Raw genomic sequence first — 14,063 nt, forward strand, 5'->3', positions numbered from 1 at the left:
GCTTGCAGGTTCGACCGTGACCAACCTCCATCAGCCCGGCCAAACGAAGCCGGCGATTCGCAGCATCCTGATCGCCTTGATGCTGGCGATTTTCCTCGGTGCACTGGACCAGACCATTGTCGCCGTATCGATTCCCGCCATCTCCGCCCAATTCAAGGACGTCGGCCTGCTGGCCTGGGTGATTTCCGGCTACATGGTGGCCATGACCGTGGCCGTGCCGATCTACGGCAAGCTCGGCGACCTCTACGGTCGACGTCGGCTGATGCTGTTCGGCATGGGCCTGTTCACCTTCGCCTCGCTGTTCTGCGGGATGGCCCAGAGCATGGAGCAACTGGTGCTGGCGCGGATCATCCAGGGCATCGGTGCCGGCGGCATGATCTCGGTCAGCCAGGCGATCATCGGCGACATCATCCCACCCCGCGAACGCGGCCGTTACCAGGGCTACTTCAGCAGCATGTACGCGGTGGCGAGCGTGGCCGGGCCGGTACTGGGCGGCTACATGACCGAGTACCTGTCGTGGCGCTGGGTCTTCCTGATCAACCTGCCGCTGGGCCTCGGCGCCTGGCTGGTGGCCCAGCGTACGCTGGTCGGCCTGCCGATACCGCAGCGCAAGCCGATCATCGATTACCTCGGTACCGTGCTGATGATCATCGGCCTGACCGCCCTGCTGCTGGGCATCACCGAAGTCGGCCAGGGCCACCGCTGGAACGACAGCCAGGTGCTGGGATTGCTGATCACGGCGGTCATCGCCCTGCTGCTGTTTGTCCTGCATGAACGGCGCACGCTGGAGCCCTTGCTGCCGATGCACCTGTTCCTCAACCGCAACGCCCTGCTGTGCTGGTGCACGATCTTCTTCACCAGCTTCCAGGCGATCTCCCTCACGGTGCTGATGCCCCTGCGCTTCCAGAGCGTGACCGGTGCCGGCGCGGACAGCGCGGCCTTGCACCTGCTGCCGCTGGCGATGGGGCTGCCCATGGGCGCCTACTTTGCCGGACGAAGGACCTCGGTGACCGGCTACTACAAACCGATGATCCTCACCGGTGCGCTGCTGATGCCCCTGACTATCCTCGGCCTGGCGTTCACCCCGCCCCAGGCGGTGCTGCTCAGCAGCCTGTTCATGTTGCTGAGCGGGATCGCCGGCGGCCTGCAGTTCCCGACCTCGCTGGTGGGCACGCAGAACGCCGTGGAACAGCGCGATATCGGCGTCGCCACCAGCACCACCAACCTGTTCCGCTCCCTCGGCGGCGCGGTGGGCGTGGCGCTGATGTCGGCGTTGCTGCTGGCGCTGTTGCAGGACTCCAGCCTGACCCACCTGGCCGGTGCCTCGATGGCCGCCGAAGGCACTTCGGGCAATGCCCTGCTCGAAGGCCTGAATAGCGCCGACGGCCCGGCGCGCGATGCCCTGCGAGGGGAGCTGCAGCTGACCTTCCGGCATCTGCTGCTGATCAGCGCCGCCGTGGCCCTGCTGGGACTGGCGGCAGCGATTGCGATGCCCAACAAGGTGCTCCGCGGGCGAGAAGACAAGGCTCATTGATGGCAATGACTCCCCGGTGGGGCCGTCAAGAACGGTGATACCCGATGGCCACCCTGCACGGCCCGCAGCAGCAAGCCGGGGTGGCGCCCACAGTCTCTGCAAAATGTACGGGCATTTTTTATCCGCGCCACTAGAATGCCTCCATCGGGAACCCGCCTACGGAATCGTCATGCCGCTTCGCTCAGTGCTCTACTCGCAACGTTCGCTGATCCTGACATTGATCGTCCTGCTGGGCTGCGGCTTCCTCGCCACATCGCTGCTCAGCTACTACGCCTCCCGCGCCTCGATCCGGGACGGTATCGTCAACACCGAGCTGCCCCTGACCTCCGACACGGTCTACTCGGAAATCCAGAAGGACCTGGTCCAGCCAATCCTGATTTCCTCGATGATGGCCCGCGACACCTTCATGCGCGACTGGGTGGTGGCCGGCGAACGCGACCCGCAGCAGATCACCCGCTACCTCAACGAGGTCATGACCCACTACGGCGCCTACACCGCCTTCTTCATCTCCGCCAGCAACCTGACCTACTACCAGGCCAAGGGCGTGCTGAAGAAAATCCGCAACGACGATCCCAATGACTTCTGGTATTTCCGCGTGCGGGACATGCAGGCGCCCTACGAGATCAACGTCGACCCGGACACCGCCAACAATAACCGCCTGACGTTCTTCATCAACTACAAGGTCTTCGACTACGACGAGCACTTCATTGGCGCGGCCGGTGTCGGCTTGACCGTGGACGCGGTGGTCAAGCTGATGGACAAGTACCAGCAGCGCTACCAGCGCGGCGTGTACTTCGTCGACACCTTCGGCCGCCTGGTCCTCACCGGTGCCGACGGCGGCCCCGAAGGCGCCCGGGCCGGGCAGTCGCTGAACGACCTGGCGAGCATGAAGAACCTGCTGGCGAAACTGCCCAAGCCCCAGGATGGCAGCTACGAATACGCGGAGCCGGACGGCAAGGGGCACTTCCTCAACGTCCGCTTCATTCCGGAACTGAACTGGTACCTGTTCGTCGACAAGCGTGAAGACAGCGCCTTCAGCGGGATTCGCCAATCGCTGTACCTGAACCTGCTGATCTGCCTGGTGGTGACCCTGATCGTGCTGGCCCTGCTCAACCGCGTGATCCATCGCTACCAGCAAAAGATCCAGGCCCTGGCGACACTCGACAGCCTCACCGGCCTGCCCAACCGCCGGGGCTTCGACCTGCTGGCGGCCCAAGCCCTGCATGAAGCCCAGCGCGAGCCCAAGCCGCTGACCGCGCTGCTGCTGGATCTGGATCACTTCAAGCAACTCAACGACAGCCATGGCCATCTCGCCGGCGATGTCGTGCTGAGCGGTTTTGCCCGGGACCTGGAAAGCTGCCTGCGCCAGTCGGACATCATTTGTCGCTGGGGTGGCGAGGAGTTCATTGTCCTGCTCAAGGACACCGACAGCGCCAATGCCCAACTGATCGCCGAGAAAGTTCGCCAGCATGTCGCACAACAGCGCTACAGCTACAACGACCAGAGCCTGTCACTGACCCTCAGCATCGGCCTGACCGCGCTGCAACACGACGACACCCTGCACAGCCTGCTGGCCCGGGGCGACCGGGCGTTGTACCGTGCTAAACAGGGCGGACGCAACCGCGTCTGCAGCGACCTGGCGAAATCCGCCGATGAATGATCCCAGCCTCTGCCCGGCCTGCGGTGCTCGCAACGACTGCGCCCTGGCCAACCCGCGTACCGCCGACCGGCCCTGCTGGTGCTACGGCGTCAGCATCGACCGGGCGGTGCTCGAAGCCTTGCCCGCGGAACTGCGCAACGCGGCCTGCCTGTGCCCGCGTTGCGCCCAGGTGGATGAGCAATTGAAGCAGACCCCATCGTCGGCGCCATGACGTAAAATGCCCGCCCGCGTCCCCATGATCAGCCCGCCATGCGCCTTGACCGTTTCCTCAGCAACCTGCCCCGCTTCAACCGCCAGCAGGTGCGCCTCTTGTTGGTGCAAAAACGGGTTCGGGTCGATGGCCTGACCGTCGCCGATCCGCAGCATGAGGTGCGCGAATTCAGCCGGGTCGAAGTCGACGACGAAGTGCTGCAGCCAGGCCGCCCGCCGCGCTACTTCATGCTGCACAAACCCCAGGGCTGCGTCAGTGCCACCCGCGACCCCGAGCACCGCACCGTCCTCGACCTGATCGACGAGCCCGACGCCACTGGGCTGCACATCGCGGGCCGCCTGGACTTCAACACCACCGGGCTGATGATCCTGACCAACGACGGCCAGTGGTCGCGCCGGCTGACCCAGCCGCAGACCAAACTGCCCAAGGTCTACTACGTCGAGACCGAGCAGCTCATCGGCCCTGAATACGCCGAAACCTTCGCCCGTGGCCTGTATTTTGCTTTTGAGAACCTCACCACCCAGCCCGCCACGCTGGAGTTACTCGGACCACGCAGCGCCCGGTTGAGCATCGTCGAAGGCCGTTATCACCAGGTCAAGCGCATGTTCGGCCACTTCGACAACAAGGTCCTGCGTCTGCACCGTGAGGCCATGGGACCGCTGGTGCTGGATGAACAGCTGGCCCCGGGGAAATATCGCCCGCTGCGCGACGAAGAAATCTGCCGGATCTGAGCGCGCGACGACGACCGCTGAGCAAAAGTCACCAAGTTATGACAAATCGTTCCTTGCGCAATCGCTGAGTGCCTGCTTGAATCAGACCGTCAGCCAGAATATGACTGATCAGTCACACCATTATTCCAAGAAACTCTTTGTCGACTGCGAGGCCCACCGGCTCTCGTTCTCCGGCAGATTGCCCGCCTATAACAATACCCGTCGGCCAGGCTTCAACGGACCGACATGGGCCGCAAAATTCCAGGCGAATGCCTACCTGTCATATAGCTCGTGCACAGTTCGTTGCGCGCGTCCCCGTCAGCCAGGAGTCTTTTGACATGAGACCAGAAATTGCTGTGTTGGATATACAAGGACAGTATCGGGTTTACACGGAGTTCTATCGCGCAGACGCTGCGGAAAAGACCATCATCCTGGTCAATGGCTCGATGGCCACGACTGCATCGTTTGCGCAGACCGTGAAGAACCTGCACCCGCAATACAACGTCGTGTGCTACGACCAGCCCTATGCGGGCAAGTCCAAGGCCCACAACCGTCACGAAAGAATGCTGACCAAGGAAATCGAAGGGCAGATCCTGCTGGAACTGATCGAGCACTTTGCCGCCGAGCACGTGATGTCCTTTTCCTGGGGCAGCGCGGCGACCTTGCTGGCCCTGGCGAACCGCCCACGGCGGATTGAAAAGGCGGTGATCAGCTCTTTCTCACCGGTGGTCAACGAGCCGATGCGCGACTATCTGGAACGCGGTGTCGAATACCTGGGCGCCTGCAACCGCGACGGCATCGGCCACCTGGTCAACAACACCATCGGCAAGCACCTGCCGTCGCTGTTCAAACGCTACAACTACCGGCACGTCAGCAGCCTGGCCAAACATGAATACGCGCAGATGCACTTCCATATCGGCCATGTGCTCAACAGTGACCAGTTGTGCTACCTGAAGGCGGCGAAACAGATCGACGTACCGGTGCTGTTCATGAATGGCGAATGGGACGAATACACCTCGCCCGGGGACGCGCTGCAATTCGGCCAGCATGTGCGCCACAGCCACTTCACCACGATCCGCAGCACCGGGCACTTTCTCGACATGGAGCACAAGTCCGCCTGCCAGGACAGCCGCCATGCGTTGCTTGACTTCCTCAAGCCGACGCACCAGGAAAACCGATCGCGGTATTACCGACACGTCCAGGAGCACCATGCACGGGCCATGTGAACAAGTGCTGCCACGGGTTTGTCGTGTTCTTGCGAACGAACGCAAATCCTTTGATGAACACCCATCTCTTGTAGGAGCCTGGCCTGCCAGCGAAGAGGCCTGTAAGGCCACCAAAAGCTTCACTGACAAGCCCGGCACCGACAGGAACCGCGCTATACCCTGATAACGGGTAGCGGCTTTGCGTGCGCGCACGCCTACCCGATGTCCCTGTTAAAACACAGTTTTTCAAAGAAAAACTTCAAATCCCCGGCCACATCTGGTACAAAGTCAGCCGTCCGAGCGGGTGTCGTATAATGGCATTACTCCAGCTTCCCAAGCTGATAACGAGGGTTCGATTCCCTTCACCCGCTCCAAACGAATTCAGTCCGGCGTTGCAGATCGCGCAACGAGGACAAAAGAAAACCGGCCCACAGTGGCCGGTTTTTTTATGGACGCGATGACTGCCCCCCTTATCGAGATTGCACTGCCGCAAGACCCGCATCCAGGGTTCCGGCTTGGGCGGCGAAATCACTTGGACGTCGCTTCCGAAAGGTTTCGAGGTTAGCGAGCTTCCAGCGCAACGCGGGTAACTGATCAACGTGTGTACATTGCAGCAGTGACCAGTCTGGTTGCGCATTGGCAAGGCCAACGAGGAACTCGCGATGTGCAGTTGTCAGACGGGCCGGTAACTCCCGTTTCAGCCTCGCCCGCGTATCAAGCAGCAGCGCCAGCGGGCAATCCATCTCCGTCATACCGACGAATGCTCGGTCATACTCCGCGGCGATGTCCTTGTCGTTGCCGAACAGCACTTCATGAGTAGGACGGTTGTGTCCAGCCAGATAGACGACGAAGCACTCGATCATCGCGTCGTTGATCTCGCCTGTCTCGAACAGTCGCCAGACATCGAACAGATCGCGCGGGTGCTGGCGATCCAGCGCGGCAACGAGCTTGCCGGCATAGAGTTCGGCCGTGTCCAGGATCGGCACCTCGAACTCCACCCCAAACAGATCGCTGGTTCTGGCGCTCAAGGGGCGGTGAGCCGTTGGCAGAACGGTCCCCCGGAACACAACGTTGACCTCGACCTTCACCTGGCTGGTCTCGTTCTCGACGATCAGCTTGGTATCACCGAGATCCTTGCTGCGGATCAAGCGCGTTTGCACACCCAGGGGCTCTACGCGTTCTACGATCGCGGCCAGCTCCTGGTTGATGGCCTGCAAAGCCTGCTCCCTGGGAACCTGCCAGGGAAGATAGACCACATCGATATCGACCGAAAGGCGCGGCATATCCTGAACGAACAGGTTGATGGCTGTGCCCCCTTCATGGCAAAGATGTCGTTGGCGAACACCTCTGGGGCAATGTTCAGTAACAGGCGAACGGTGTCAGCGTACTGCTTATCCATAAGGTTTCAGGCTCAACAAGGTCCCATCATCGAGGCGGCTCATCCAGCGCTTGTTACTGCCGGTGCGTATCGGGAATTGCTGCAGCAGGGTATCGACATCGACGACCTCGGTCTCGCGTGCCCAGGTCAGGAACAGACGAACGGCCTTAACGCTGGTACAGGAGGACAGAAGCTGCCCCAGAAGCTCCTTGCGGGGTGAGCGCAGGCCGTCGAAAAGATTGCGAACTTCCTCGAGGCTCTGACGGGTACCCGCCTCGTATAGCATCTCCAGCACTGCACGTTCAGGCACAGCTACCCGGATACCTTGAGGCTGCCCTGGCGGGGTGTGCAGCGTCTTGTCTGCCAGGACTGTGTCGGGCCAGTCGAACAGCTTGGCCTTCACGTAGCGCGCCGGAAAACGTGAAGTGAACCAAGACGGCAGCGCGAAGCGGGCATCGCCCCAGAGCACCAGGCTCTCGCGTAAACCAAGGTTGTGCCGTACCCCTTGCAGAGCCAAGGCGCTCTTACCGCCCACATGCAATCCGACGACACGCTGCTGGAGAAAGAGCAGCGCCCCATTCACGTCGAAGTCATCATTCGGAAAGGCATAGATCCCATGATCCAACCGGACCAGCCAGCCGCCTTCCACATAACGGGCGGCCAACTGGGGCGAGACGCCAAAGGATCCGAGCATGGCCAGGTCGAACGGAGCCCCTCGGGGGAGATCCGCCTGCAATCGCTTGATTAGCTGATATCTCGTAGTTCTACTCATAGGTTAAATATACAGACAAATCTAATCATCTGTCATGAAGCTACAGACAGGCGTTCTAGAAATAACCTCATGATTTAATTTTATGTACAAATCTAATCAGATCAGTGCAATGGACGCCGCAGTTCCCGAGCAGGCTAGACGGCCGACTGGACGTACCGCATTGATGCCGGCCCTTAGCGTTGGAATCAAGAAGGTCACGCTTGCACCACCTTCACTCCCGCTACACTGACGTTCAATGAAAAGCGGTCGCTTTGCGCGTGACGTCGGATGCCTCTCCCCCCATTGTTGTGTGTGGGGGGCTGTCGGATGCATCCCAGCAAAACAATCAAGGAGAGAGCAGCATGAAGTTCAGTCTTGTTGATAACGGCAACCCGAGCCGCCGGCGCGTTCTACGTGATGCCTTCGCCCTGGCGTTGGCAGCTTCTCCATTGGCAAACCTTGCAAAAGCAGCCGAAGAAACGCCGGAAGAAGTGACCTTTGCTGCCGGCCCACGGCCGCTGGTGCAATATCCGCAAAAACGACCATTGACCCTGGTGACCACCCGCCCGCCACACCTTGAGACGCCATTCTCCATCTTCAACGACGGGCCCATCACGCCGAATGACGCCTTTTTTGTGCGTTACCATCTGGCCAATTTCCCCACCAGCATCGATCCGGACAGTTACCGCCTGACGATCAAGGGTTCGGTCAACACCCCCCTGTCACTTTCCCTTGCAGAACTCAAGGCGCTGGCCGAACCGGTAGAAGTGGTGGCCGTCAATCAATGTTCGGGGAACAGCCGTGGCTTCTCGATGCCCCGCGTGTTCGGGGCTCAGTTGGGCAATGGTTCAATGGGTAATGCCCACTGGGTGGGAGTACCGCTCAAGGCCTTACTGGAAAAGGCGGGGGTGAAGGCCGACGCCAAGCAGGTGACATTCCGTGGGCTCGATAAGCCAGTGCTGTCGAGCACGCCGGAGTTCATCAAGGCCCTGGACATCAGCCATGCCATGGACGGTGAGCCCATGATCGCCTGGTCGATGAACGGTACCGACCTGCCCTTCCTCAATGGTTACCCGATACGACTGGTGGTACCGGGCTATTTCGGCACGTACTGGGTCAAGCACCTGAGTGAGATAGAAGTCGTCGACCACACCTACGACGGTTTCTTCATGGCTAAAGCCTACCGGGTTCCGGACAACGATTGTTTCTGCATCGCCCCCGGCACTACCGCGGCGCAAACGGTGCCGATTTCCAAGTTGCCGGTACGCAGCTTCATCACCAGCGTCAAACACGGCGATGTGTTGCCGCTGAAAAAAAGCGTGGTGCTCAAGGGCATTGCGTTCGACGGCGGCGTTGGGGTCAACAAGGTGGAAGTGTCGATCGACGGCGGAAAAAGTTGGCGCGAAGCCAAGCTTGGGGCGGATCTTGGCCGCTTTTCCTTCCGTGAGTGGACGCTGCCGATCACCTTTACCAGCAAGGGCGCGACACTATTAATGGTGCGAGCCAGTAACCGTGGGGGTGAGACGCAGCCGCTGCAAGCTGACTGGAACCCCGGTGGCTACCGCCGCCACGTCGTAGAAACCAGCCACGTAACCGTCGCCTGAGGGGCCCCGCATGAAACGCATGACCACCTTGCTGTGCGCGGCCCAGGTTTGTTTGGCTGGCATGGTTAGCGCAGCGCCACTGTCGATCACCTTGCCGCCCGAAACGGCTGTGTTCAAGCCCAGTGCCCTGCCCGGGTATCCATTGGCTCAACAGAAGTGTTCCATCTGTCATTCTGCCGATTACATCAACTTCCAGCCTCCCGGCATGAGCCTGGCGCAGTGGACTGGGGAAGCGAGCAAGATGCAGCACGTGTACGGTGCTCCGATCAGCGATCAGGATGTGAACATCATCGGTGCCTACCTTGCGGCGGCCTACGGTAGTGCCCATGAGAGCGATGCCGATGTGCAGGCTGCCTCGAACTCATCGGCAGGACAAACCCCGGCGGCGCCTGTAGCCAAGGTCGACGCCACGGCCTTGCTGCAGAACAACGCCTGCCTGTCCTGTCACGCGATCGATCATAAGGTCGTCGGCCCGGCCTATCGCGATGTGGCAGCCAAATATGCCAATGACCCGCAGGCACTGGCCAAGGTAACGTCCAGCATTCAGCACGGCGGTACCGGCAAATGGGGGGAGATCCCGATGCCGCCTTTCACGCAGTTGAGCGCGGACGATCTGCAAACCCTGGCGACTTTCGTACTGCACCAGTGAATGCATTCCCGGCTCGGCCAGGTATTTGAACAGTAGAGGTGCTAGCCGCACTTCTACTGCGAGTAATGGCAAGAGGCGAATGATTTTGCCGAGCCCGCAGGACAACTCTCTTTCCCTCGACTGAAATTTCCTAGAAAATCCAGCCCGCTTGCGCCTGCCAATATCGGTGGCTAGTCTTCAGTCCGTCACTGCACATCAGTGATCGGGTTTGGTAGCCCGGTATAGATTGGCGCACAGCGCCCCCTTGGAATCAGGCGTTTTTTATTGCCTGCATTTTATGGTGGCTGTGCGCAGGGCGCCTTCGGGCGCGCCGGTTTCTCCAATCTTCCGGTCTACCAACCTGTGTACAGCCGCCACCCTCAATCGTTTGGTAGCGATACTGGTGACGGCTCCATCCGTGAGATTGGAGATTCGCCATGTACAAAGTCACACCCAACCCACCGCGTTCACCCAAGGTCGAAACCATCGACCCAAAAGCCGCCGATCGCGCTTTATCCCACTACCTGCACCCTGGCATCACCACGAAGCACGAACACCCATCCGCACCTCAACGCCGCGAAGAAGCCCTGATCAACGCCAGCTCGATCCTGGACTCCGCTGCCGCCACCACCTACGAAAACGCCGACAATCTCACCGGCCCCCATCGCAAGGTGGCGATGGGCGTGGTGCATCTGATCGAGCTGGCTCAACGGCAGGTGGACTCGGTGTTGGAAGAAGAACCGCCAACCGTGACAAGCTGACGGGAACAGGTACGCAGTAAAGGGGAGCACTGCTCCCCTTTACTGACCTGAATTGATCTGTGAAACCACAGAAAAGAATATTCAAAACAACAGGAGAGTGATCAAAAGGGCCGGATCATGTCCCGCTGGTGACCCGCGTCCACAGACGGGTGCTCAGGCGCATCCCGGCGGGCGACATGGTCTTGATGGTGAACAAGGTATCGAGCACCGCGGGCGCCGGGTACGCCGCCGGGTTGTTGCGCAGTTGCGGTTCGATGTACGGCAGCGACGCGGCGTTGCCATTGGGGTACTGCACGGCGTTGCTGATGTTGGCGATCACCTGCGGGTCCAGCAGGTAGTTCATGTAGGTGTAGGCGTTATCCAGGTGCGGCGCGCCCTTGGGAATCACCACCATGTCCACGGCTACGGTGGAACCTTCCTTGGGAATGCTGTAGCCGAGGTTCACCCCGCTGTTGGCCTGCTTCGCCGTGGCCATGGCCTGCAGCACATCGCCGCTGAAGCCGATGGCCACGCAGATATTGCCGTTGGCCAGGTCGCTGACGTATTTGGATTGATGGAAATACAGGATCGACGGACGAATCGCCAGCAACGCCGCCTCGGCGCGCTTCAGGTCCGCCGGCTGCTCGCTGTGTGGATCGAGCCCCAGGGCGTTGAGCGTGATCGGCACCATTTGTGTCGGGTTATCGAGAAAGGCCACACCGCACTGCTTGAGCTTCTCGATGTTCTCCGGCTTGAACAGCATCTGCCAGGACTGAGTAACGTCAGTGTTGCCGAAGATCGCCTTGATCTTGTCGACGTTATAGCCGATGCCCGTCGTGACCCACATGTAGGGAATCGCGTAGCGATTGCCCGGGTCGCTGGCCTCCAGGATCTTCATCAGCTTGGGATCGAGGTTTTTCCAGTTCGGCAGTTTGCTCCGGTCCAACGGCTGGATCGCTTCGGCATGGATCAGCCGAGGCAGAAAGTGGTTGGACGGGCTGACCAGGTCATAGCCGCTGCCACCGGTCATCAGCTTGGCTTCGGTGGTTTCGTTGCTGTCGATGACATCGTAGGTGGTCTGGATCCCGGTCTGATGCGTGAAGTTGGTCAGGGTGTCGGGAGCGATGTAGCCACTCCAGTTGGCGATGCTGACGGACTCTGCCGCCTGCACCGCCCCCGCCGACAATGCCAGGGTTAACAATGCCGTGGTTGCGCGTTTGATCATGGTGCCGCCCTCTCTTGTTTTATTATTGCAGCGAACCTCGCCGCGACGGTTAACGCTCGTGTCGGGCGCGCCGGACTTCCCAGCCCATGCGCACTGCCGCACCGATATCGAACAGCGGCCGCGGCGGCAGGTAGCCGGGCCGGGCCTGGGCCAGGACATCGCGCAACACCGGGGAATCGCCGCCAGCAGCCATTTCCGCCAACAGCCGCCCCCACAGTGTGCCGCGCGCGACCCCGGAGCCATTGCAGCCGGCCACCCCGTGCAGTCGCTCGGCGATGCGGCTGAAATACGGCTCGCCGGAACGGGTGGCGCTGAGGTGCCCGGTCCAGGTGTGCTGCATATCCACCGCGCTGATGCCGGGAAAGCGCTTCTGCAAACCCAGCAGGTGCTGCCGCTGACGCGCTGCCAGGTCGGCCCCATCCAGGTCGCGCTGACGATATTCGACGGTGTTGCGAATCAACAGGCGGCGGCCCGGTAGCAGGCGAACGGTGGCTCCACCCGGCAAGGTCGAGAGCACGCCCCAACCCTGCTCGTCCAAGAGCTGTTGCCAATGCTCACCGGTCAGGGGCCGAGTGATGCTGGCGCTCAGTTCCAAGGCGAAGGTGCGGCTGCGATGCAGGCCGACCCGGGGCAGGAACGCCCCGACACAGACCAGCACTTGCGCGGCCTCGATCTCACCTTCGGCGGTCCGCGCCCGCCAGCCCTTGCCGGCGATAGGTTGCAGGTCGTCGACGTTGCTGTTCTCGTAAACCTCGACCTGGGCCGGCAGCCGGTCCAACAGACCTTTGACGTACTTGGCCGGCTGCAACAAGCCGTTACCGCCGCCGCAGTGGATCGCCCGCTGGTAGAAGCTGCTGCCCAGGCGCCGCTGCAGGACAGCGCCCTCCAGGTACGAAGCGTTGGCACCAACAGCGTTGAGAGTCGCGACACGCTGCTCGCTGTGTTCCAGGTGTTGTGGCTGGTGGACGGAAAAATGGTAACCGGCGTTGCTGAGTTCGCACTCGATGTCGAGTTCGGCAATCCGCTGGCGCACCTCTTTACCGGCGACGACGCCAATCCGCGAAGCGAGCTGATAGGCAGCATGGCCGGGCTGGCCGATCAGTTCGTCGAACGCCGGCAACTCATGGCTGACGACAAACCCCGAATTACGCGCCGAAGCACCCTGGGCCACACGCTGGCGATCGAGCAACACGATGCGCTGCTGGGGAAACATCTGCGCCAGGCTGTGGGCGGCCGAGAGACCGATAATGCCGCCGCCGATAATCAGCCAATCGGTTTTCTGCGCGCCTGTCAGCTTCGGCCGCTGGGGCGACTCACCCGCCAGGGCGATCCAGCCACATACATTGTTCAATGCCTGCCACTCCTTCACAATCCATGCGCCCAGGGCATCACTGTCATCACCCTGGCCGCGCTACAGGCCTACAATCTAAGAAGATCTGCGCCAGGTTACGAACGTTATTAATTCATCCATCCATTCGGTAAACGCATGAATAAACCACTTCGGGTTCCGTCCTTGCAGGCCCTGCAGACACTGGTTCATGTGGCTGAGACCAACAGCTTCACCGACGCCGCGACGCGCCTGCACCTGACCCAGAGCGCCGTAAGCCGGCAGATTCAACAGCTGGAAGAGCATTACGCCGTGCCCTTGTTCGAGCGCACCAGTCGTCGGGTGTCCCTCACCCGACAGGGTCGGGACGTGCTGGATGTTGCGGTGGAAGTGCTCAGGTCCTTGGCCGCCCTGCAGGAGCGCCTCGCGCCGGCGCCGCTGGATCGACCGTTTCGCATCCGCATCTTTGTGTCCCTGGCGGTGCGTTGGTTGCTGCCTCGGCTCAGCGCGTTTTATGCCGCCAACCCCACGCTGAGCCTGTCCATCGAAACAGTCGGCTTTGAAGCCATGGGCCTGGAGGACGCGGAACTGGGTAGCGATTGCGATGCTTACGTGGTGTATTTGCCCAAGGGCCTGGATGAGCCGGCACTGACACCGCTGTTCGATGAATACCTGATTCCAGTGTGCGCCCCCCGGCTGGAAGGCAACCTGGCGCCTCCCGCATCACTGGATGAACTGGCCGGACATGCGCTGATCCACGGTTCCCCCCATGGCCAGGAATGGAACACCTGGCTGCAGGCCCAGCCTGATCGGCCAGCGCACACTTACAAGCACATCCTGTTCAACCTCGACGACCTGGCGCTGGATGCCGCTGCCCGAGGGTTGGGCGTGGCCATGACTGACCTGATCCTGGCCCAGGACGCCATCGATCGCGGCAGCCTGATCGTGCCCTTTGGCCAACCGCTGAAAACCGGCGGCGCCTACGCCCTCAAGCTACGCGACAACCGCGCCGCGCACCCGGCCTGCAAGGCGGTGCTGAGCTGGTTCGAAGGCCAGATAGAGCAACGGGATTACCCGAAGTGAACGCCCA

12 protein-coding genes, 1 tRNA gene and 1 pseudogene are annotated in these 14,063 nt (G+C 61.2%); 10 read left to right on the forward strand and 4 right to left on the reverse strand.

The features are described 5' to 3' along the window. Nucleotides 1-16 precede the first annotated feature (16 nt). The 6 genes from NUH87_RS10700 to NUH87_RS10725 all read left to right on the forward strand — a co-directional run bounded on the left by NUH87_RS10700 (nucleotide 17) and on the right by NUH87_RS10725 (nucleotide 5,694). On the forward strand, nucleotides 17-1,534 hold the full coding sequence (locus tag NUH87_RS10700) for an MDR family MFS transporter (protein ID WP_338525918.1): 1,518 nt from the start codon (nucleotides 17-19) through the stop codon (nucleotides 1,532-1,534). 169 nt (nucleotides 1,535-1,703) lie between these two features. Further along, complete coding sequence (locus tag NUH87_RS10705; RefSeq protein ID WP_338525919.1) at nucleotides 1,704-3,194, forward strand: sensor domain-containing diguanylate cyclase; 1,491 nt, start codon at nucleotides 1,704-1,706, stop codon at nucleotides 3,192-3,194. Continuing rightward, a complete protein-coding gene (locus NUH87_RS10710) occupies nucleotides 3,187-3,405 on the forward strand; it encodes a cysteine-rich CWC family protein (RefSeq protein ID WP_338525920.1) in 219 nt (72 codons plus the stop codon). The genes NUH87_RS10705 and NUH87_RS10710 overlap by 8 nt, the downstream gene beginning before the upstream one ends. Before the next feature lie 38 nt (nucleotides 3,406-3,443). Next, nucleotides 3,444-4,136 (forward strand): 16S rRNA pseudouridine(516) synthase, encoded by a 693-nt coding sequence (locus NUH87_RS10715; protein ID WP_338525921.1) that lies wholly within the window; start codon nucleotides 3,444-3,446, stop codon nucleotides 4,134-4,136. A gap of 317 nt (nucleotides 4,137-4,453) precedes the next feature. Beyond that, the gene (locus NUH87_RS10720) at nucleotides 4,454-5,341 is read left to right on the forward strand and encodes an alpha/beta hydrolase (RefSeq protein WP_338525922.1); all 888 of its coding nucleotides are present in this window, start codon (nucleotides 4,454-4,456) and stop codon (nucleotides 5,339-5,341) included. A gap of 279 nt (nucleotides 5,342-5,620) precedes the next feature. Further along, a tRNA-Gly gene (locus tag NUH87_RS10725) sits at nucleotides 5,621-5,694 on the forward strand. Between the two features lie 96 nt (nucleotides 5,695-5,790). On the opposite strand, the pseudogene NUH87_RS10730 reads toward NUH87_RS10725, so the two are convergent. Beyond that, a pseudogene (locus NUH87_RS10730) lies at nucleotides 5,791-6,719 on the reverse strand (nucleotidyl transferase AbiEii/AbiGii toxin family protein). Then, on the reverse strand, nucleotides 6,712-7,470 hold the full coding sequence (locus NUH87_RS10735) for a type IV toxin-antitoxin system AbiEi family antitoxin domain-containing protein (protein ID WP_338525923.1): 759 nt from the start codon (nucleotides 7,468-7,470) through the stop codon (nucleotides 6,712-6,714). Before NUH87_RS10735 ends, NUH87_RS10730 begins: the two are co-directional and overlap by 8 nt. Nucleotides 7,471-7,811: 341 nt before the next feature. Between NUH87_RS10735 and NUH87_RS10740 the strand changes: the two genes are divergently transcribed. The 3 genes from NUH87_RS10740 (at nucleotide 7,812) to NUH87_RS10750 (ending at nucleotide 10,442) form a co-directional block, all read left to right on the forward strand. Continuing rightward, complete coding sequence (locus NUH87_RS10740) at nucleotides 7,812-9,053, forward strand: molybdopterin-dependent oxidoreductase (protein WP_338525924.1); 1,242 nt, start codon at nucleotides 7,812-7,814, stop codon at nucleotides 9,051-9,053. A 10-nt stretch (nucleotides 9,054-9,063) separates the two neighbouring features. Next, entirely contained in the window at nucleotides 9,064-9,702 is a 639-nt protein-coding gene (locus NUH87_RS10745; RefSeq protein ID WP_338525925.1) for a c-type cytochrome, read from the forward strand. A gap of 416 nt (nucleotides 9,703-10,118) precedes the next feature. Beyond that, nucleotides 10,119-10,442, forward strand: a complete 324-nt coding sequence (locus NUH87_RS10750; protein WP_338525926.1) for a DUF6124 family protein — start codon at nucleotides 10,119-10,121, stop codon at nucleotides 10,440-10,442. Between the two features lie 115 nt (nucleotides 10,443-10,557). On the opposite strand, the gene NUH87_RS10755 is transcribed toward NUH87_RS10750, so the two are convergent. Together NUH87_RS10755 and NUH87_RS10760 are read right to left on the reverse strand one after the other, a co-directional pair. Then, nucleotides 10,558-11,646 carry a polyamine ABC transporter substrate-binding protein gene (locus tag NUH87_RS10755; protein WP_338525927.1) on the reverse strand — a complete coding sequence of 363 codons (1,089 nt, stop codon included), beginning with the start codon at nucleotides 11,644-11,646 and terminating at the stop codon, nucleotides 10,558-10,560. 49 nt (nucleotides 11,647-11,695) lie between these two features. Beyond that, entirely contained in the window at nucleotides 11,696-12,997 is a 1,302-nt protein-coding gene (locus NUH87_RS10760) for an FAD-binding oxidoreductase (RefSeq protein ID WP_338525928.1), read from the reverse strand. Nucleotides 12,998-13,132: 135 nt separating this feature from the next. Here NUH87_RS10760 and NUH87_RS10765 point away from each other — a divergent pair, with 135 nt between their 5' ends. Beyond that, a complete protein-coding gene (locus NUH87_RS10765) occupies nucleotides 13,133-14,056 on the forward strand; it encodes a LysR substrate-binding domain-containing protein (protein WP_338525929.1) in 924 nt (307 codons plus the stop codon). The last annotated feature ends 7 nt before the right edge of the window (nucleotides 14,057-14,063 follow it).

The sequence above is a fragment of the Pseudomonas batumici genome (genome assembly GCF_036585405.1).
In the GTDB taxonomy this organism is placed as follows: domain Bacteria; phylum Pseudomonadota; class Gammaproteobacteria; order Pseudomonadales; family Pseudomonadaceae; genus Aquipseudomonas; species Aquipseudomonas batumici.

What these genes read in the sequence shown, in the direction of transcription:
- NUH87_RS10705 (WP_338525919.1), top strand. Translation starts at nt 1,704, where the DNA reads ATGCCGCTTCGCTCAGTGCTCTACTCGCAACGTTCGCTGATCCTGACA.
- NUH87_RS10710 (WP_338525920.1), top strand. Translation starts at nt 3,187, where the DNA reads ATGAATGATCCCAGCCTCTGCCCGGCCTGCGGTGCTCGCAACGACTGC.
- NUH87_RS10715 (WP_338525921.1), top strand. Translation starts at nt 3,444, where the DNA reads ATGCGCCTTGACCGTTTCCTCAGCAACCTGCCCCGCTTCAACCGCCAG.
- NUH87_RS10720 (WP_338525922.1), top strand. Translation starts at nt 4,454, where the DNA reads ATGAGACCAGAAATTGCTGTGTTGGATATACAAGGACAGTATCGGGTT.
- NUH87_RS10735 (WP_338525923.1), bottom strand. Translation starts at nt 7,470, where the DNA reads ATGAGTAGAACTACGAGATATCAGCTAATCAAGCGATTGCAGGCGGAT.
- NUH87_RS10740 (WP_338525924.1), top strand. Translation starts at nt 7,812, where the DNA reads ATGAAGTTCAGTCTTGTTGATAACGGCAACCCGAGCCGCCGGCGCGTT.
- NUH87_RS10745 (WP_338525925.1), top strand. Translation starts at nt 9,064, where the DNA reads ATGAAACGCATGACCACCTTGCTGTGCGCGGCCCAGGTTTGTTTGGCT.
- NUH87_RS10750 (WP_338525926.1), top strand. Translation starts at nt 10,119, where the DNA reads ATGTACAAAGTCACACCCAACCCACCGCGTTCACCCAAGGTCGAAACC.
- NUH87_RS10755 (WP_338525927.1), bottom strand. Translation starts at nt 11,646, where the DNA reads ATGATCAAACGCGCAACCACGGCATTGTTAACCCTGGCATTGTCGGCG.
- NUH87_RS10765 (WP_338525929.1), top strand. Translation starts at nt 13,133, where the DNA reads ATGAATAAACCACTTCGGGTTCCGTCCTTGCAGGCCCTGCAGACACTG.